Annotated in this window: 11 protein-coding genes; 1 reads left to right on the forward strand and 10 read right to left on the reverse strand. The window is 69.8% G+C overall.

Going from position 1 to position 18,905, the window contains the following annotated elements:
- Positions 1-14 precede the first annotated feature (14 nt).
- The 3 genes from K377_RS07625 to K377_RS07635 all read right to left on the reverse strand — a co-directional run bounded on the left by K377_RS07625 (position 15) and on the right by K377_RS07635 (position 7,120).
- The gene (locus K377_RS07625; RefSeq protein WP_258394991.1) at positions 15-1,277 is read right to left on the reverse strand and encodes a phosphodiester glycosidase family protein; all 1,263 of its coding nucleotides are present in this window, start codon (positions 1,275-1,277) and stop codon (positions 15-17) included.
- A gap of 72 nt (positions 1,278-1,349) precedes the next feature.
- Positions 1,350-5,765, reverse strand: coding sequence for a glycosyltransferase (locus K377_RS07630; RefSeq protein WP_111662414.1), 4,416 nt, complete (start codon positions 5,763-5,765; stop codon positions 1,350-1,352).
- Entirely contained in the window at positions 5,762-7,120 is a 1,359-nt protein-coding gene (locus K377_RS07635; protein WP_111662415.1) for a CDP-alcohol phosphatidyltransferase family protein, read from the reverse strand. Before K377_RS07635 ends, K377_RS07630 begins: the two co-directional genes overlap by 4 nt.
- A gap of 479 nt (positions 7,121-7,599) precedes the next feature.
- On the opposite strand from K377_RS07635, the gene K377_RS07640 reads away from it, so the two are divergent.
- Positions 7,600-8,679: an LCP family protein gene (locus K377_RS07640; protein WP_111662416.1), complete on the forward strand. Its 1,080-nt coding sequence runs from the start codon at positions 7,600-7,602 to the stop codon at positions 8,677-8,679.
- Positions 8,680-8,755: 76 nt separating this feature from the next.
- Here the strand turns inward: K377_RS07640 and K377_RS07645 are convergent, their stop codons facing one another.
- From K377_RS07645 to K377_RS07675, 7 genes are all read right to left on the reverse strand, one after another.
- Positions 8,756-9,841: a hypothetical protein gene (locus tag K377_RS07645; RefSeq protein WP_237551816.1), complete on the reverse strand. Its 1,086-nt coding sequence runs from the start codon at positions 9,839-9,841 to the stop codon at positions 8,756-8,758.
- A 151-nt stretch (positions 9,842-9,992) separates the two neighbouring features.
- A complete protein-coding gene (locus K377_RS07650; RefSeq protein ID WP_111662417.1) occupies positions 9,993-11,477 on the reverse strand; it encodes a glycosyltransferase family 39 protein in 1,485 nt (494 codons plus the stop codon).
- A 72-nt stretch (positions 11,478-11,549) separates the two neighbouring features.
- Positions 11,550-13,091 carry an amino acid permease gene (locus K377_RS07655; protein WP_111662418.1) on the reverse strand — a complete coding sequence of 514 codons (1,542 nt, stop codon included), beginning with the start codon at positions 13,089-13,091 and terminating at the stop codon, positions 11,550-11,552.
- Between the two features lie 143 nt (positions 13,092-13,234).
- Complete coding sequence (dxs, locus tag K377_RS07660) at positions 13,235-15,157, reverse strand: 1-deoxy-D-xylulose-5-phosphate synthase (RefSeq protein WP_111662419.1); 1,923 nt, start codon at positions 15,155-15,157, stop codon at positions 13,235-13,237.
- 181 nt (positions 15,158-15,338) lie between these two features.
- Positions 15,339-16,628 (reverse strand): sugar ABC transporter permease, encoded by a 1,290-nt coding sequence (locus K377_RS07665; RefSeq protein ID WP_111662666.1) that lies wholly within the window; start codon positions 16,626-16,628, stop codon positions 15,339-15,341.
- A 20-nt stretch (positions 16,629-16,648) separates the two neighbouring features.
- Positions 16,649-17,440 (reverse strand): ATP-binding cassette domain-containing protein, encoded by a 792-nt coding sequence (locus K377_RS07670; protein ID WP_161195149.1) that lies wholly within the window; start codon positions 17,438-17,440, stop codon positions 16,649-16,651.
- A 230-nt stretch (positions 17,441-17,670) separates the two neighbouring features.
- Positions 17,671-18,786, reverse strand: a complete 1,116-nt coding sequence (locus tag K377_RS07675; protein ID WP_181512510.1) for a sugar ABC transporter substrate-binding protein — start codon at positions 18,784-18,786, stop codon at positions 17,671-17,673.
- Between the last annotated feature and the right edge of the window lie 119 nt (positions 18,787-18,905).

The raw sequence follows: 18,905 nt of genomic DNA on the forward strand, positions 1-18,905 counted from the left end.
GGTGGAACCCGCGCTCATTCGGGGAGGACGGCCAGGGCGTCGGCGACGGGGCGTTCGGTGACGGCGCCGTCGTCGGCGGAGCGCGGCCGATTGCGAAGTTCCCCGCGCAGGACGGCCGTCGTCGAGCCGCCACCGTCGAGATTGATCCCGTCGACGGCTCCGAGAGACAGCAACAGCTCAGCCGCCTCGGCCGCTGTCATGCCGACGCTGTGGCCCCGCGCCCGGCCGTCGACGGTGACCAGGAGCAGGGTGCCGTCACCGGTGACGCCCGCGAGGGTGCGGGGCTGGCGCGCCGCGGCGAGGCTCCGGATGCCCGGGTCCACCCTCCCGTCGCGCACCAGTCGCGCACTGCCCGCCACGGCGGTTCCCACCGGACCGGGCAGTGCCCGCCCGGCGGCATCGGTGACGCGCTCCGAGACCGCCATGCGCGTACCGGTCCTCGCGTGCGCGCGCAGCCAGTCGGCGCCCGCGCCGATCCCGTACAGCGCACCGCCGCCCGCCGGCAGCCGGCCCCCGGCGGGAGACCGCGTGCCCCGCACGGTCCCGTCCGCGGCGAGCAGGACTTCCGTACTGCCCGGCGGGCCGGACGGGGTGTCCGTACCCCACTCGGAAGTGAAGGAGACGACCTCGTCGGGGTCGGTGCACAGTCCGCTGTACGGCCGCGTCATGGGCCGGCCGGTCGCGGCGAGGCGGTCCCCGCCGACGCCGCCGCAGCCGAGGATCCGGCCCGCGACCCGGTTGACACCGTCGACCTCTCGCCGGGCACCGTCGGCGGCGCGCACCCGCCCGATGGTGGACGCCTCGGTGATGCGGGCGATCATGCGTCCACCGGAATACCCGACGAGGAGTGCGGGCCGGCCGGCGATCGCCTCGCTGAGCACCTTGCCGTCCTCCGCGTAGAGCCCGGTCGGATCGCCGTCGTAGCCGCCGTGGTGGTGACCGGTGGCGATGTCGAAGTACGTGCCGTTGACCGCGCCGAGCGCCCCGGCCCCGCGGGCCATGGAGCGGACCGTCTCGGCGCGGGCCAGCGTGCTGCCGTGCACACCGGTGACCCGCACCCGTGCGTCGGGGCCGACGCTCAGCATCGTCATCCGCACCGGACTGCCGTCGCCGAGCCTGCGCCCGGACTCCCGGAAGCGGAACCCCTCGGGCAGCGGTGACCCGGCGTCATGGGGGACCGATGCCGAGGGCGGTCCCGATGTCTGCTCCGGGTCCGCCGGGGAGCCGGCCGAAGTGCAGCCGGCGAGCAGTGTCAGGCAGAGCGTCGCGAGGGCCACTGCGAGCCCGCGGGTTCTCGCGGTGTTACCGATCGTCCGGCCGTCCCGCCCGAACTGCCCACAGGGATCGGGTCATTCGGCGACCACCCCCGGGTCCATGGTGTCGATCACGTCGAAGGCGCGCTCGCAGTTGAACGTGTCGCGCAGCACGAAGAACTCCTCGGCCCTGCGCGTGTACCGCGGTTCGACCTGGAAGTCCCGGCTGATGGACGCGATGATCTCGTCGACGGCACGCTCGACGGTGCCGCAGGTCGGGCCGAAGCCGTCCCGCGCCAGGTCGAAGTAACCGCGCTTGTAGTGCTTGCTGTAGAACGCCTCGTCGTCGAAGTTCGTGTAGACGATCGGCTTGCGCATGTAGGCGACGTCGAAGAAGACCGACGAGTAGTCCGTCACCAGCATCGAGCACTCGCGCATCGCCAGTTGCACGTCTCGGCCGGTCGTGGAGACCGTGATCGACGGGTGGTCGATGCGGAAGTGCTTGAGGTACGGGCGGATCTCGTAGTGCGGCATGAACTCCAGTTCCACGTTGTAGTACTGGAGCGCCTTCAGCAGGCGTTCGTCGCGCAGCAGGGACGAGAAGAAGCGGTAGTACTCGGAGGCCGCGAACGGGATGTCCGGCTTGGCCGCCTTGTTGTAGGAGGGGGCCACGATGTCGCGGCGCCAGGTGGGCATGACGAGCACGCGGCGCAGCCCGGGGACGGGTTCGAGGGCGTCGAAGCGCGGCAGGCCGGTCGCCGCGACCCGGTCGTAGCCGTATCCGCAGTGCTCGGCGTAGTACGCGCGCTCGCTGCGGCCGGTGGTCAGCACCATGTCCACGTTGGTGACCTGGGCGTGGATGGACGGCGCGACGTCGTTGTAGACGACGCCGTGCTGGAGGAAGACCCTCTTGTAGCGCAGCAGGTCGCCGTACCCGCGCAGGAACGCTCGCTTGGACAGACCGGGGAAGCCCAGATAGGCCTCCAGGTCGTAGGCGTTGATCAGGCGGCGGGCGTGCAGCAGGTAGACCCGGTACTTCCACGACAGCCGGTCGATGACGTGGCCGTACGGGTCGATCTTGGCGCGGTCGGCGGAGTCGCCGTTGATCGCGTAGTAGACCTTGCGCTTGGGCTCGTTCTGCCGGATCCACTTGAACAGGTGGTACGAGTTGTCCTGTGCGGTGTCCTCGCGCTCACCGATGATCCAGATGTTCTTGCGGTGCAGCCACGGATGGGTGAGCCAGTACAGCAGGCGGGTGCGCCAGCCGGGCCTGCCGGGCAGCGCGGCCCGCAGCTCCTTGCGGAACCTGCCGAGCTTGTTGCCGCCGCGGCGGACCAGGCCCTTGACCCGGCGGACGGTGAGCTGCTCGTCGTCGTCGATGGTGAGCAGGACCGTGGCGCGGCCCGCCGGGTGGACGCCCTTGAAGCGGTGCAGCATCTGGCGGGCCTCGACGGGCGTGTCCAGGTGCCGGTCGCCGTCGTGAACGCGGACCGCGACGGTCAGGTCGCGGTTGCTGAGCCTGCCGAAGTCGCCGGGCCGGACCACGGCGCGCCAGCCGGAGAACCAGTCCTGTTCCTTGCGGGTGCGCCAGCGGTCGCGCCGGTAGACCTGCTCGACGGGGACGGTGCACTCGGTGCGTCCGTCGCTCAGGACGAGTTCGACGCGGTTGCGGAACTCGTGGGCGATGTCGACGCCGGACAGCACGAGCAGTCCTTCGAAGGTGATCGCGTCGGGTGTGACGTCGAAGGTCTCCAGGACGGCCTTCTGCCGGTCGACGCGGAGCAGCGCGGTCTCGGTAGTGTCGACGGTGAGCCGCCGGTACAGGCCGGTGTCGTCGATGTGCAGGTAGGGCGCGTAGTCGGGCCGGTCGTGCGGGTCGCAGAACAGCGCGAAGTTGCCGGTCCGCACGGCGTGGTGCTGGAGCCTGGCCTGCGCGGCGACGGCGTACTGGAGGATCAGGTCGTCGGGTATCTGCGCGTAGACGCCGTGCAGGGCGCCGAAGACCGCGGCGATCTCGGCCCGGCTCATGATGCGGTGGATGTTGCGCAGGTAGGGCTGGAAGGTGCGCACGACGAAGCGCTGGGCGAGGCGGGCGGCGCGCGGGGAGAGCGAGCCGCTGCGGCCCAGGAGGTGTCCGCACAGGCGGATCAGTTCCTGCGTCTTGACCGGGTCGTTCCACGGCAGGTCGAAGAGCGAGTCGCGCTGTTCGCGGTCGCGTTCGTAGGTGCTCGCGGTGGGCGCGACGGCGATCCGGCGGGCGTGCAGCAGGGCGGGCACGCTGACCCAGGCGTCCTCGTGGCCCGGGCCCATGCCGAGGCGCAGGTTCTGCCGGCGCACCAGGTCGGTGCGGAGCAGCTTCGCGCCGAGTCCGGTGGAGAAGATCAGGTAGGGCGCGTCGTCGAGCTGGGTGATGGCGCCCTTCTGCTTGCCGAAGTACCGCTTCCACGGAGTGTCGGTGTCGCGGCGCGGGCCGGGGAAGTTGTCCTGGTCGCCGACGACGACGTCGGCCTTGGTGCGCTCGGCGGCTGCCAGCAGCCGGCCGATGACGTCCTCGCCGAGGATGTCGCGGGCGCGCGCGAACATGACGAACGGGGCGCCGACGTACCGCACGCCGTGGTCGAAGGCGGCCCGCATGCCCATCAGGGCCTGCGGTACGACGGTGACGTTCGGGTAGTGCACCGCGAAACTGGCGAGCCGGCGTCCGGTGCTGTCGGTGGAGCCGTCGTCGACGAGGATGACCTGGGTGCGGGCGAACTCCGTCTGCGCGGCCAGTGAGCTGAGGAACTCGTACAGGTTGTACTCGTCGTTGTGGCAGTGCACGACGAGGGAGGCGGCGAAGCGCCCGACGGTGGCGCCGGGGGTCGGCGCGGGTGCCGTCGACCACCACAGCCAGGGGGTGCCGCGGTCGTCGGACCGCTCCGCCTGCGCACTCGTCTCGGGGCGCAGGGCGAGGTTGCCGCTGACGGTCTCGTAGATCTCGAACGTCTCGTCGTCGCCGTGGTAGCGCTCGCGCGACATGTCGAGTCCGCGGATGCAGACGGTGGTGGTGGCCCGTTCGCCCGCGTGCCGGATCTGCACGAACAGGTTCCAGACGGCGCCCTTGGCCTGGCCGGGGCGGCCGACGGTCTCGTCCAGGTCGACGGTGGTCTGGAAGTGGATGTACTCGTCGTCGACCTCGACACCGCTGACCGTGAAGGTGTGGTCCGTCTTGGGGCTGCGGCGGCGCAGCACGGCGATGAGTTCGAGCTTGTCCTTGGGGACGACCCGGCCGAACTGGTTGCGGATGCGGCCGGTGACGTGGAGTTCGCCGTCGTGGATCTCGACGCGGGTGGCCTGGTTGAACAGGCGTGCGTCGGTGAGCTTCTGGTCGGTCAGGTCGAGGTCGGTGACGTCGAGGAAGTAGTCGGCGTGCGGTCGGCCGAGCAGGGCGCCGGACCAGAAGACCTTGCCGTCGCGTTCGACCAGGTCGCTGCTGAGGACCGAGCGCCGCTGCACGTAGTCGGCGACGGTCAGCGCGACGTCGACCCGGCCGTGCATGAGCCCGAAGGCGCGGACGCGCTCCAGCGGGCCCGCCAGTTCGTACGTGTCCGGGGGCAGGGAGCGCAGGTACGGGGCGACGACGCGGACGAAGCCCTCGCGGTAGGCGTCGTCGCCCTCGCGCAGTTCGGGTGTGTAGAGCTTCAGGTCGTGGGAGAGGAACTTGGCCGCCTTGTGGGCGATCAGGTCGTGTCCGCCGTTGTGCGCGAGGAACGCGTCGGTCCACTGGTGGACGAGGACACGGTCGCGGATGCTGCGCAGTTCGCCGCGGCGGTTGGTGATCGAGGGGGTGTCGGTCTCGCGCTCCCAGATCCAGCGGTAGACGGGCGCGGTGAGCAGGGTGATCGTACGGGCGCAGAACCCGGCGACCGTGGAGAAGTACGTGTCCTCGAAGTACACGTTCTCCGGGAAGCGGATGCCGTTGTTGAGCAGGAAATCCAGGCGGTACAGCTTGGCGGCGGCGATCGGGTCGTCGACCAGCTCGGGGACGGCGGCGAGGCCGCCGGTGACGGTGCGGTCGGTGCCGTAGAGCTGGGGCTGCCAGATCGTCGTCTCGTCCTTGGCGAGGTTCACCCGCAGGGCGCGGCCCGCGGTGATCTCCGAGCCGGTGCCGAGGGCGGCGGCGAGCAGAGTCTCGACGGCCTTGTGGGGCAGCTCGTCGTCGGCGTCGAGGAACATCAGGAACTGCCCTGTGGCGGCCTCGATGCCGTTGTTGCGGGGCGCGCCGACACCGCCGCTGTTCTGCTGGCGGGGCAGGATCCGTACCCGGCCGTCGCGGTGTGCGTATCCCTGGGCCACCGTGACGGTGCCGTCGGTGGAGGCGTCGTCGACGACCAGCACCTCGACGCGCTGGTGCGTCTGCCCGAGGGCGGAGCGCAGGGCGCGGTCGAGGGTGGCACCGGCGTTGTAGGCGCCGATGACGATCGTGACGGTGTACGCGGACGGGTCCGGGTGGGGCGCGGGGTGCTGGTTCATCTCAGACGCCCGTCGCCCTCCGTCCAGGGCTGCTCGACGCGCTGGACGACCTGGACGGGGATCGGCTGGGTGGCCTGGTGGTCGGCGGGGACGTACGAGCCCAGCGGGGAGACGTAGGTGTAGCCCGCCTGCGGCTGCTGGTAGGGCTCCGGCTCCGGCTGGGGATACGGGTGGAAGCCCGGGTCCTCGTACGGCTGGGGCGCGGGGAACCGCTCCTCGACGTCGGCCGGGGGGAGCGGCTCGGCGGGCACGCGGCCGCGGTGGCGTCCGGCGAAGAGGTGGTCGGCGACGGTGCCGACAGTCTGCGGGGCGGGCGCGAGATCGTCCATGACGCGGGTGAAGTCTCGGGTGGAGAGCCAGAACTTGTACATGATCACGAGCTCGAAGAGGCCGAGCAGCACCGCGGAGACGGCGGTGGTCCAGAGGATCTGGCCGATCAGCGGGCCCACGATGAAGATGAACATCTGGAACTCGATGCCGCTGATCAGGTGCGGCCTGATGCGGCTGCGCAGCAGGGCCTGGCGGACCCGGGTGTACCAGGGGAAGCGGCCGCGGAACTGGGCGTGCAGGTCGACGACCTCGCCGGTGCCGGCGTGCTGCTTGAGGACATCGGCCTCGATGCCCGGGTTCTCGCGCAGCAGGTCCTCCATGAAGACGACCTTGGGCTCGGCGCCCGCGGCGGGCTGCGCCTGCTGCGGGGCCGGGCGGCTCTGCGGAGTCTGGTGCCGGGCCTGCAGCCCCTGCTGGACCTGCCGGGCCCGCAAAAGTCGCTGGGTCTGTTCGAACTGCTCGGTCTTGGCAGCCTGTTCGGCGGCGGCCTTCGCCTCGGCGGCCTTGCGCTCGGCGGTGACCTTCTCGATCTTCGTCCGCATCGACATGCGCATCTTGTAGATCTGCAGCGCGTCGACATAGCGCAGCATGTCGAGGAAGACCACGACGAGCGCGGCCAGCAGGAAGTAGGCCTCGTGCGTGCGCAGGTACTGGCCGCCCATCAGGGCGAGCGCGCAGAACAGCACACGGATGCGGTCGAAGACGTAGTCGAGCCAGCCGCCGAAGACGGAGCCGTTGCCCTTGAGGCGGGCCAGCTTGCCGTCGATGCAGTCGAGGATGAAGCTCAGGTGGTAGAGCGCGGCGCCGATGATCAGCGACATGCGGTCGCCGCGCAGGAAGAGTCCTGCGGAGCCGAGGCCGACGAAGAGCGCGGCCCAGGTCACCCGGTTCGGCGTGACGAAGCGGAACCGGGCGAGCCAGCACAGCATGCGGGTGGCCACCGGGTCCACGAGCAGTACCGTCCACCACGCGTCACGCTTCTTGCACGTGAGCTTCTGGACGGCGCGTACGGACAGCTTTCTCATCGACCCTCTGCGACTCTGCTGGCTTCACCTGATGTTCACAGCACATTCGGTCGCTATTCGGACAGTGACCGCGCAGGATCTTCGCCTGATTTCTTGATTTCAGTCAAACCTCAGAACAAAAGCGACATAACTCCTTAAAATTAAGTCAACTCTCAACTTTCATAAGGGACATAAGGTCTAGACCTGCAGGGAAGGCGTGAAACCGACGGGCGACCGGCAGGGGATCGATGGGAGAGACATGCATCACGTCTCTTCACGTACAGCCATCGGCTCCCGAAGTGAGTCCGCGAAGCGTGGGCCTCAGTCTCACTCTGAGGCATGTTTGAGCGGTGAAATGCGTCTATAGTGCTGCGACGTCCGGCTGACCCCACGCGCGCCGGCACGGCACGACCCCGGACCCGTTCCCGCCTCGGCGATCCCCCACTCCGGCTCTCACGTGCACCCATCTGACGTCCGCCGCCCCGGAGGATTGCGATCCCATGAGTCATGCCACCGCCACGCCCAGCCGACGACGCGGCAAGGCCCCACGGCGCGAGCGCACCCGCGGTCAGCGCATCCGCCGCATCATCCTCTGGTCGCTGCTGGTCGTGGTGCTGGCCGCGGGCGGTACCGGCTACTGGCTCTACAGCAGCCTCAACGGCAACATCGACGGCGTCGACCTCGACAAGGCGATCGGCACCGACCGCCCCGAGAAGCTGCCGACCAGCGGGACCAACGTGCTGGTCCTCGGCTCCGACTCGCGGGCCGGGGCCAACGCGAAGCTGAAGACCGGCAATGTCTCCGGCGCCCGCTCGGACACCGCCCTCGTGATGCACATACCCGAGGGCCGCAAGCAGGCCACGGCCGTCAGCATCCCGCGCGACACCCTCGTCACCCGCCCCGAGTGCACCAAGACCGATGGCACGACCGTGCCGTCGGCGAAGCGTGTGATGTTCAACTCCGTGTACTCGCTGGCCGGTCCGGCCTGTGTGGTCAAGACCGTCGAGAAGATGTCCGGGGTGCGCCTCGACCACTTCATGGAGATCGACTTCGCGGGCTTCAAGGATCTCGTCGACGCCATCGGCGGCGTGAACGTCACGGTCGACCAGGCGATCCACGACAAGTCCAGCGGGCTCGACCTGACCAAGGGCACCCACAAGCTGAACGGCACCGAGTCCCTCGCCTTCGTCCGCACCCGGCACGGCATCGGCGACGGCAGCGACCTCGGCCGCATCGGTCTCCAGCAGCAGTTCATGATCGCGCTGCTGAGCGAGATCAAGAAGCAGGATCTGCTGGGCAGTCCCACCAAGAGCTACAAGATCGCGGACAGCCTCACCGCGTCGCTGACCACCGACTCCGAGCTCGCCAACCTCAAGGCGCTCGCCGAGTTCGGCCGCAGCCTCAAGGGGGTCGACCCGGAGACGATGGAGACGATCATGCTGCCCGTGCAGTACGACACCGCCGACCCCAACCGGGTCGTCGCCGCCGAGCCGCAGGCCACGCAGCTGTGGAAGGCCCTGCGCACCGGCGCCGAGATCCCCGAGTCGGCGAAGAAGTCGCCCGCGACCGGCGGGAACTGACAGAGCGGAGGGGGCGGGCGCCGGGCGCCCGCCCCCTCCGCTCTGTCCCGAGCACACCCCGGATCGGACTCCCGCCTCAGATCCGGTACCAGTCCCCCAGCGAGAGCCCGGAGCCGGCCGCCTGATGTGTGATCCACACCGTGCCCGACTCGTCGACCGCGGCGAGCGTGAGCGCTCCGTGCCCGTCCACGGCGAGCCCGGGACCGCCCACGCAGCCACGCCCGGTGTCCGACCACCACAGGCCGTTCGCCTCCGACTCGGATACGAACGCCGCCAGTTGGACCGTCCCGGTGACGCCCCGGTGGGCGAGGACCGTGCAGTCGTAGCCGTCGACGTACGCGCGTGCTGCCGCGATCTGGGTGTCGTCCGCACCGCCGCCGACGGCGACCGGCCACACGCCGGGGCGCTGCGCGATCAGTCCGCCCGCACGGTCCGCCCAGTAGTACGTGATCCGCTCTCGCGCCGTCTCCACACCGGCGACCGAACCCACGGCGGGCGTCTGCGGGATGTCGTAGCCGCGCAGGAAGTCCCCGCCGGGCTCGGTCTGGTACCAGTGCAGCGCGGCACGCCGACCGGGGGCGAGCAGTTCGACGCGGCCGGAGGCGGTCACCGCCGGGGCCAGCCCGTGCAGGGCCTGGTCGCCGCCGAGGTCCTGCCAGGGCAGCCACTTGCCGCCCTTGCCCTCGCGGCGCAGGTGCACCCCGCCCGCGCCGTCGCGCACGAAGACATGGACGGTTCCGTCGTGGTCGACGGCGCCCGCGGGGCGGCCGAACTTCCGCGCCCCTTCCAGGTCCTTGAACGGATTGCCGAGCCCGCGCCACTCCGAGAGCGGGCGGCCCGTCTGGTACTGGATGGCGTGCACGATGTCGACGGTCATCGCGCCGTCGGGGCGTCTGCGGTCCCGGCGGCCCAGGAAGTGGACATAGCCGTCCGCACCCTGCACCAGGGAGACGAAGCGGGTGCGCGGCGCGGGCAGCAGATCCGGCTCGCTCCAGCGCGGCACGCCCGGGCGCTCCTGCGTCCAGCGCCGGATGCCGTCCTTCACGGGGAGGTAGGCGGTCAGCCGCCCGTCCTTGCCGAGGAACAGCCAGCGGCCGCCCTCGACGCCGACCGGCTCCGGGGTCCGGCTCGACGACTCCCCGCTCACGGTGCTCATCGGCATGACCGGTGCCACCCTCCCACTGAGTTCTCTTCCGGTTCTGACGCCCGGAACCTGAAATTTACTATCATATGCAGCCAAGTCTTGACAGGGGAGGGTCAAGTGGGGTGACCCGAGTCTCAGGAGCCAGGTCTCAGGGGTCAGGTCTCAAAGGTCAGGATTTGAGGAGGGCGGACTCGCGCGGCCGGTAGAGCACCGCACCGTCGACGTCGCCGACCCGCTCGTACCCCACCAACATCCGCCCCAAGGCCCCCACCCTCCCCACCCCATAAGGACCACCCCGCGAATCGTCCACCACCAGCCCCGGAGGCCGGGCCGCGAACTCCGCGCGGAAGGTGCGCCAGGTGCCCGGTACCGCCCACCGCTCCCCCACCCGCCCCCCGTCCCGCCCCCCGCTGTAATTGGTGAGCAGCCCCGCCGTCAGGAAGCGGGTGGCCGGGGGGCGGTCCGCCAGCCAGTATGTTTCCGGGTGCATGCCCCAGATCAGGACCGGGTCGTGCGGGGCGGTCCGGGCGCGTACGGCGTCGGCGACGCGCTCGGCGTGGGTGAGGTCGGGGCGTGGGGCGAGCAGGCCCCAGGCGATGAAGAGGGCGCAGCAGCAGGCGGAGACGAGGAGGGAGCGCGAGAGGCGTTCGCGCGGGAGGGGCTGGAGCGCCGCCGTGGCCAGGAGGGCCAGGGGCGGGGTGAGTTGGAGGTAGTAGTGGCCGAAGAAGTGGAAACCGGCCAGGACCGCCGCGCCCGACGACGCCAGCCAGAGCCACAGGTCGCCGTGGCCCGTGCGGGCGATGCGCAGGACGCGGACGACGGGCGGCAGGATGCCCGCGCAGGCCACGCCGAGGATCGCCGCGTTCACCAACCCTCGTACGAGGACGTGGAGTTCGGAGCCGGTGAACGAGGCGTACGCGCCCGAACCCGTCACCGTCCAGAACAGGAAACCGGCGGGGTCGGTGGCCCAGGCCGCCGCGAGGACCGGGGCCGTCACGCCCACCGCGCACCGCACCGCGCCCGCCCGCGGCGCCCCGCACCGCCACAGCGTCCAGGCCACCGGGAGCAGCACGGCCGCGCCGGTCTGCTTGGTGAGGAAGGCGCCCGCGACCGCCGCGCCGCACCAGCCCCAGCGGCGGCGGTCGGCGCACCACACGGCCGCCGCGGTCCACGGCAGCATGAACACCTCGAAGGTCGCGGCCTGGGCGTCCTCCGGGTTGAGCCCGACGGAGATCAGCAGGTACAGCACGCCCGCCGTGCGTCCCGCGCCGTCGCCCCAGCGGCGTCGCGCGGTCGACGCGAGCAGCACCGCCGTCACCAACTGCGCTGCCACGGCGCACCACTTGACCGGGGTGAGCGACTGCGACCCGAAGAGGGCGAACACCGCTTCGTACAGCCAGGGCACGAACGGCGGTTTGCGGTCCACCACCGTCTCGTAGAGCGTGCCGCCCTGTGCGAGGAGCCGGGCCTGGACGGCGAGATAGCCCTCGTCGGGGTTCCACAGCGGCTGCGCGAAGGACGGCACGCGGGTGGCGCAGGCGAGGAGGGCGAGCAGCGGGAGCAGCCGTCTCCAGTAGCCGGGGCGGTAAGAGTGCGGGGCGGCGCGGCGGGCGTCGGACACGTACGGTAGCGACTGCGGCGCCTGGGTGAGCATGCACGCCAAACTATCCGGCCCCGCAGTTCCAGCCGAAGCGGGACATACGGGGCCGGGAGAATGGATTGCCGGTTACCGGGAGTTGTCGGCTCCGGTGTGCGCGGCGGCGCGGCTGTGCCGGCGCCCGTACGCGAAGTAGATGACCACGCCGATGACCATCCACACGGCGAACCGCAGCCAGGTCTCCACCGACAGGTTCAGCATCAGCCACACCGAGCACGCCACCGACGCGATCGGCAGGACGGGCACCCACGGGGCCTTGAAGCCGCGCGGCAGATCGGGCCGGGTGCGGCGCAGGATGAGCACGCCGACGGCCACGATCACGAAGGCGAACAGGGTGCCGATGTTGACCAGCTTCGACAGCTCGGTCAGGGAGACGAAGCCCGCGACGAGCGCGGTGATCAGCCCGAGGATGATCGTCGAGCGGTACGGCGTGCGGAATGTGGGGTGGACGGCGCTGAAGACCGGCGGCAGCAGTCCGTCGCGGCTCATCGCGAAGAAGACGCGGCTCTGGCCGAGCAGCAGGATCATGCAGACGACGGTGAGGCCGACGACCGCGCCGAAGGAGATGACGCCCGCCCAGAACGGGTGACCGACCGCCTTGAACGCCTCCGCGAGCGGCGCGTCCGCGTCGAGGTCCTTGTAGCTCTGCATGCCGGTGACGACGGCGGCCACGGCGCAGTAGAGGACCGTGCAGATGGCGAGCGAGCCGAGGATGCCGCGCGGCACGTCCTTCTGCGGGTTGCGGGTCTCCTCGGCGGCCGTGGCGACGACGTCGAAGCCGATGTAGGCGAAGAAGACGACGGCGGCGGCCGTGAAGATGCCCATGATGCCGAAGCTGGACGGGGTGAATCCGGCGATGCCTTCGAGGAGTGTCTGCGACAGGCCGGAGCCGCCCTCGGTCGCCTTGCTCGGCGGGATGTACGGGGAGTAGTTGGAGCCCTTGATGAAGAAGGCGCCGACCGCGATCACGATCAGGACGACGACGACCTTGATGGCGACGACCACCGAGGTGACCCAGGCGGACAGCTTCATGCCGAGGACGACGACCGTCATGACCGCGAGGACGAGCAGGAACGCGGGCAGGTTGAAGGTGAAGCCGCTGCCCTCCCCCGGTCCGCGCAGCGCCTCGGGCAGCGGGATGCCCCAGCTGTCGAGCAGCGACTGGACGTACCCGGACCAGCCGACGGCGACGGTGGCGCAGCCCAGTGCCAGTTCGAGGATCAGGTCCCAGCCGATGATCCAGGCCGGGAACTCGCCGAGCGAGGCGAAGGCGAAGGTGTACGCGGATCCCGCGACCGGGACCGTCGAGGCGAACTCGGCGTAGCAGAGCGCGGCGAGCGCGCAGACGACGGCCGCGATGGCGAAGGCGATGGTGACCGCCGGGCCCGCGTAGTCGGTGGCGGCGGTGCCGGTGATGACGAAGATCCCGGAGCCGATGACGACCCCGACGCCGAAGACGGTGAGGTCGAGCGCCGAGAGGGACTTCTTGAGCCGGTGCTCGGGCTCCTCGGTGTCCTTGATGGACTGTTCGATGGACTTGGTGCGCAACAGGCCGCTCGTCCGCCGGGTACCCGGCTCCGGGCCTGAGTCTGGCTGCGTGGTCACCGGCATACCTCCATGCGGCTCGCTCCTCCGTCTCGACATGATCGGGACGAGTAGGCACCGGATACCCGGTCAGTCACGGGTATTCACGCGAATGGGCCGGTCGAACCACCCGAAGGTGGCTCGACCGGCCCATCGGGTCGGTACGACGATCAGTCGCGCGCCGGCTCCATCTCCTCGGCGACGGAGTGCTCCCGGCGGCCGTCCAGCTTCGACACCAGACCGGTGACCTGGCGGGCGATGTCCGGGGCGGTCAGGCCGATCTCCGCCATGACCTCCTTGCGGGAGGCGTGGTCGAGGAAGCGCGGCGGGATGCCGAAGTCGCGCAGCGGCACGTCGACGCCCGCGTCGCGCAGGGCCTGCGCGATCGAGGAGCCGACACCGCCGACGCGGGAGTTGTCCTCGACGGTGACGACGACGCGGTGGCGCTCGGCGAGCGGGGCCATCGCCTCGTCGACCGGCTTGACCCAGCGCGGGTCGACGACGGTCGTGGTGATGCCCTGCTTGTCGAGCAGGTCGGCGATCTCCAGGCACATCGGCGCGAGGGCGCCGACGGAGACGAGGAGCACGTCGGGCCGGTCGGAACCGGGCTCGCGAAGCACGTCCATGCCGCCGACCGTGCCAACCGCCTCGACGGCGGGGCCGACCGCGCCCTTGGAGTAGCGGACGACCGTGGGCGCGTCCTCGACCTGGACGGCCTCGCGCAGCTGGGCGCGGACCTGGTCGGCGTCGCGCGGCGCGGCGATCCGGATGCCGGGGACGACCTGGAGCAGCGACATGTCCCACATGCCGTTGTGCGAGGCGCCGTCGGTGCCGGTGACGCCCGCCCGGTCCAGCACGAACGTCACTCCGCACTTGTGCAGGGCGACGTCCATCAGGACCTGGTCGAAGGCGCGGTTCAGGAACGTCGCGTAGACCGCGAAGACCGGGTGCAGGCCGCCGTGGGCGAGGCCCGCCGCGCTGACCGCGCCGTGCTGCTCCGCGATGCCGACGTCGTAGACGCGGTCGGGGAAGGCCTTGGCGAACTTGTCGAGGCCGACCGGCTGGAGCATCGCGGCGGTGATCGCGACGATGTCCTCGCGCTCCTGGCCGAGCTTGAGCATCTCGTCGCCGAAGACGGAGGTCCAGTCGGCGCCCGCGGCCTTGATGGGCAGGCCGGTGTCGGGGTGGATCGGGCCGATGCCGTGGAAGCGGTCGGCCTCGTCCTCCAGGGCCGGGCGGTAGCCGCGGCCCTTCTCGGTGAGGCAGTGCACGATGACCGGGCCGCCGAACCGCTTGGCGCGGATGAGGGCCGACTCCAGGGCCTCCATGTCGTGGCCGTCGATGGGTCCCACGTACTTCAGGCCGAGGTCCTCGAACATGCCCTGCGGGGCGATGAAGTCCTTGAGGCCCTTCTTCGCGCCGTGCAGCGTCTCGTAGAGGGGCTTGCCGACGACCGGGGTGCGCTCCAGGAGGTCCTTGCCGCGGGCCAGGAAGCGCTCGTAGCCGTCCGTGGTGCGCAGGGTCGCCAGGTGGTTGGCGAGGCCGCCGATGGTGGGCGCGTAGCTGCGCTCGTTGTCGTTGACGACGATCACCAGCGGGCGGTCCTTGGCGGCCGCGATGTTGTTCAGCGCCTCCCAGGCCATGCCGCCGGTCAGCGCGCCGTCGCCGATGACCGCGACGACGTGGTCGTCGGTGCGGCGCAGCTCGTTCGCCTTGGCGATGCCGTCGGCCCAGCCGAGGACCGTGGAGGCGTGGCTGTTCTCGATGACGTCGTGCTCGGACTCGGCCTGCGAGGGGTAGCCGGACAGGCCGCCCTTCATCTTCAGCCTGGAGAAGTCCTGGCGGCCGGTGAGCAGCTTGTGCACATAGGACTGGTGTCCGGTGTCGAAGAGGATCTTGTCCTTCGGCGACTCGAAGACCCGATGCAGGGCGAGGGTGAGCTCGACCACGCCGAGGTTCGGCCCGAGGTGGCCGCCGGTCTTGGATACCGCGTCGACGAGGAAGGTCCGGATCTCATCCGCCAGCTGGTCCAGCTGCTCCAGGCTGAGCCGGTCCAGATCGCGCGGTCCCGTGATGCGGGTCAGCAGCGGCACCCGTGCCTCCTTGCAGTAGAGCTGTAGTAGCTGGTTGAGCTGTTCGAGCTTGCCGGGTCTGTCGAGTCTAATGTTCCGCCGTTGCGAGCGGCGTCCGGGCCGTGCGTTCGGGGCATGACTGTGCCCGGCGTCACCGTTGACACCGGGCACAGTCAGTCCGGGAATCCCAGCTCAGAAGGGGTCAGGCGCGGCCGGCCGACTTCTGGGTCTTGCGGGTGACCGAGTCGATGACGACCGTGGCGAGAAGCACACCACCGGTGATCATGTACTGGATCGGGGTGGCGATGCCCTGGAGGGCCAGGCCGTACTGGATCGAGGTGATGACCAGCACACCGAGGAGCGCGTTCCAGGTGCGGCCCCGGCCACCGAAGAGGCTGGTGCCGCCGATGACGGCCGCGGCGATGACGTTCATCAGGAGGTCGCCGGAGCCGGCGCCCTGGTTGGCCGCCGCGATCTTGGAGGCCCAGAAGAGACCGCCGACCGCCGCGAACAGGCCCGCGATGGCGAAGACCGAGATCCGCACCGCCGTGACGTTGATACCGGCGCGGCGCGACGCCTCGACGCTGCCGCCGAGCGCGAAGACCTTGCGGCCGTACGAGGTGCGGCGCAGCACGAAGTCCGAGCCGACGAGGACGATGCCGAAGAGCAGCACCGCGAGCGGCAGGCCCTTGTAGTTGTTGAAGATGACGGCCACGCCGAAGACACCGATGGCCAGCAGCACCGTGCGGACCAACAGGTCGCTCAGCGGGCGGGACGGGATGCCCGCGGCCTCGCGGCGCCGGTTGGCGAGGAAGCTCGGCACGAAGTAGGCGAGGACCGCGACGACCGCCAGGCCGTAGGCGGCGGCGACGTCCGAGAAGTAGTACGTGGTGAGCTTGCCGACCACGCCGTCGCTGTCGAGGTTGATCGTGCCGTTGGAGCCCAGGATCTGGAGCATGAAGCCGTTCCAGAACAGCAGGCCGGCCAGGGTGACGGCGAACGCGGGGGCGCCGACCCGGGCGAAGAAGAAGCCGTGCAGGGCGCCGATGACCGCGCCCGCGGCGAGCGAGACGAGGACGGCGAGCCACTCGTTCATGCCGTGCGTGACGCTCAGGACGGCGGTGATGGCCGAGGAGACACCGGAGACGGAGCCGACCGAGAGGTCGATCTCGCCGAGCAGCAGCACGAAGATGATGCCGACCGACATCATGCCGGTGGCCACCATGGCGACGAAGATGTTGTTCAGGTTCTCCGCGCCGAGGAACGCCGAGTTGAGGCTCTGGAAGATCGCGCAGATGACGATCAGGCCGATGACGACGGGTATCGCACCCAGGTCACCACCCTTGATCTTGCGCTTGAACTCGCTGACGTAACCCGCGAAGCCCTGCTCGCGCACGAGGAGGCGCGGGTCGACGGCGGTCACGGACGCGCCGGCGGCGGCCGGAGCGGCGTCCACCGCGGCCTGCCCCTTGTCGCTCTTGTCGATGCTCACGTTGGAGCCCTTGTCGATGCTCACTTCTGAGCCTCCGCGTTGCTGCGCGCCGCACGACGGGTCACGGCGTTGTCCGTGGCGCCGGTGATGGCGGAGATGATCTCTTCCTGCGAGGTCGTCTTGACCTCGAACACGCCGTTGTTGCGGCCGAGCCGGAGCACGGCGACCTTGTCGGCGACGGCCTTCACATCGGCCATGTTGTGGCTGATGAGGATGACCGCGTGGCCGCGCTCGCGCAGACGCTCGACGAGGTCGAGGACCTGGGCGGTCTGCTCGACGCCGAGGGCCGCGGTGGGCTCGTCGAGGATGACCAGCTTGGGCTCGCCGAGCATGGAGCGGGCGATGGCCACGACCTGGCGCTGACCGCCGGAGAGCGAGGCGATCGGGATGCGCACGCTCGGGATGCGGATCGACAGCGTCTGGAGCAGTTCGCGGGAACGGCGCTCCATCTCGACCTCGTCGAGGACGCCGCGGCGCTTGATCTCGCGGCCCAGGAACAGGTTGCCGACGACATCGATGTTGTCGCACAGTGCGAGGTCCTGGTAGACGGTCGCGATGCCCAGGTGCTGGGCGTCCTGCGGCTTGTTGACCGCGACGGCCTTGCCGTCCCACTCGATGACACCGTCATCGATGGGGTGCACACCGGCGATCGTCTTGACCAGGGTGGACTTGCCGGCGCCGTTGTCGCCGACCAGGGCGACCACCTCTCCGGCGTGGACCTCGAGCTCGACGTCGGTGAGCGCCTGAACGGCACCGAATCGCTTCGAGACCCCGCGCAACGCCAGCACAGGCGTAGCGGACACGTGAACCATCTCCTTCGCCGCCAAAGGCCTGACCCGGCGGGAGGTTGAACCAAGAAGTATGAGGGGGGTTGTTCCGTCCGGCGCCGCGCCGTTGAGCTGCGGGGCTGTCGGCGGCGGGGCGCCGGACGTGTCTTCCACGGGAGCGCTCCTACGAGGAGTGCGCAAGTCCCGTACGGAACAGCGGAGTCACCGGGTCGGCGGGTCGGACGACCGCGCCGGTCCCGGCGGCTCCGGTCGGCTTACTTGAGGCCGAGCTTGTCGCAGGCCGACTTGTACTTGGCCGTGCAGATCTCGTCCAGGGTGTAGTAGCCCTGGTCGATGACGGTCTCCTTGATGTTCTTCTGGGTCAGGGAGACGACCGGCACGATGACCGAGGCGATGCCCTTGTCGGTGCCGCTGTCGACGGTGCTGGTGGTCAGGCCGGCGGAGTCCAGCTTGCCCGTCTTGGCGATCGAGACGGCCATCTTGGCGACGGTCTCGGCCTCCTGCGGGTACGACTTGAAGACCGACATGTTCTGGTCACCGGTGATGATGCGCTGCACACCGGCGAGCTCGGCGTCCTGGCCCGTGACCGGGGGAAGCTTGCTCAGGCCCGCGCCCTTGAGCGCGGTGATGATGCCGCCCGCCATGCCGTCGTTGGCGGAGTAGACGCCCTTGATCTTGTCCTTGCCGATCGCCGAGATGGCCGCTTCCATGTTGGCGTTGGCGTTCTCCGGCTTCCACTCCTTGGTGTCGTAGGACTTGGCGATGTCCACCTTGCCCTTGAGCACCGACATGGCGCCGTCCTTGAACTGCGCGGCGTTCGGGTCCGTGATCGCGCCGTTCATCATGACGATCTTGCTGCTGGCCTTGGCGTCCGAGCCCATGGCGTCCAGCAGGGCCTTGCCCTGGGTCTTGCCGACCTCGGTGTTGTCGAACGAGGTGTAGGCGGCGATCGGGCCCTCGGCCAGGCGGTCGTACGCGACGACGGGGATGCCCGCGTCCTTGGCCTTCTTCACGCCGTTGGCGACGGCCTTGTAGTCGACCGCGTCCAGGATCAGGACGTCGACCTTCTTGGTGATCATCGTGTCGATCTGCTGCGACTGCAGGGAAGCATCCTGCTTGGCGTTGAGGTACTCGACCTTGCCCTTGCCCTTGGTGAGCTCGGATATCTGCTTCTCGATGATCGGCTTGTCGAACTTCTCGTAACGAGCCGTCTGGTTCTCCGGAAGCAGGAGACCCACGGTGAGGGCGTCGCCCTTCTTGGAGCCGCTGCCGGCCTTGTCGCCGCTGTCCTTGGACTCCTTGGCGGAGCCACAGGCGGCGAGAGAGACAGCCATGGCGGTGGCACAGAAAGCAACGGCCGCACGACGCATACGCGTGTTCACTTCAGAAACCTCCCTGACGAGGCCGCGTCGTTGCGGCCGAGGTAGCTGGGAGTCAACTCGGCCGCAACACAAGCGTCAAGGAGTAAATACTTAACGAGATGGCAACG

This window comes from Streptomyces sp. PsTaAH-137 (genome assembly GCF_003259365.1).
In the GTDB taxonomy this organism is placed as follows: Bacteria; Actinomycetota; Actinomycetes; order Streptomycetales; family Streptomycetaceae; genus Streptomyces.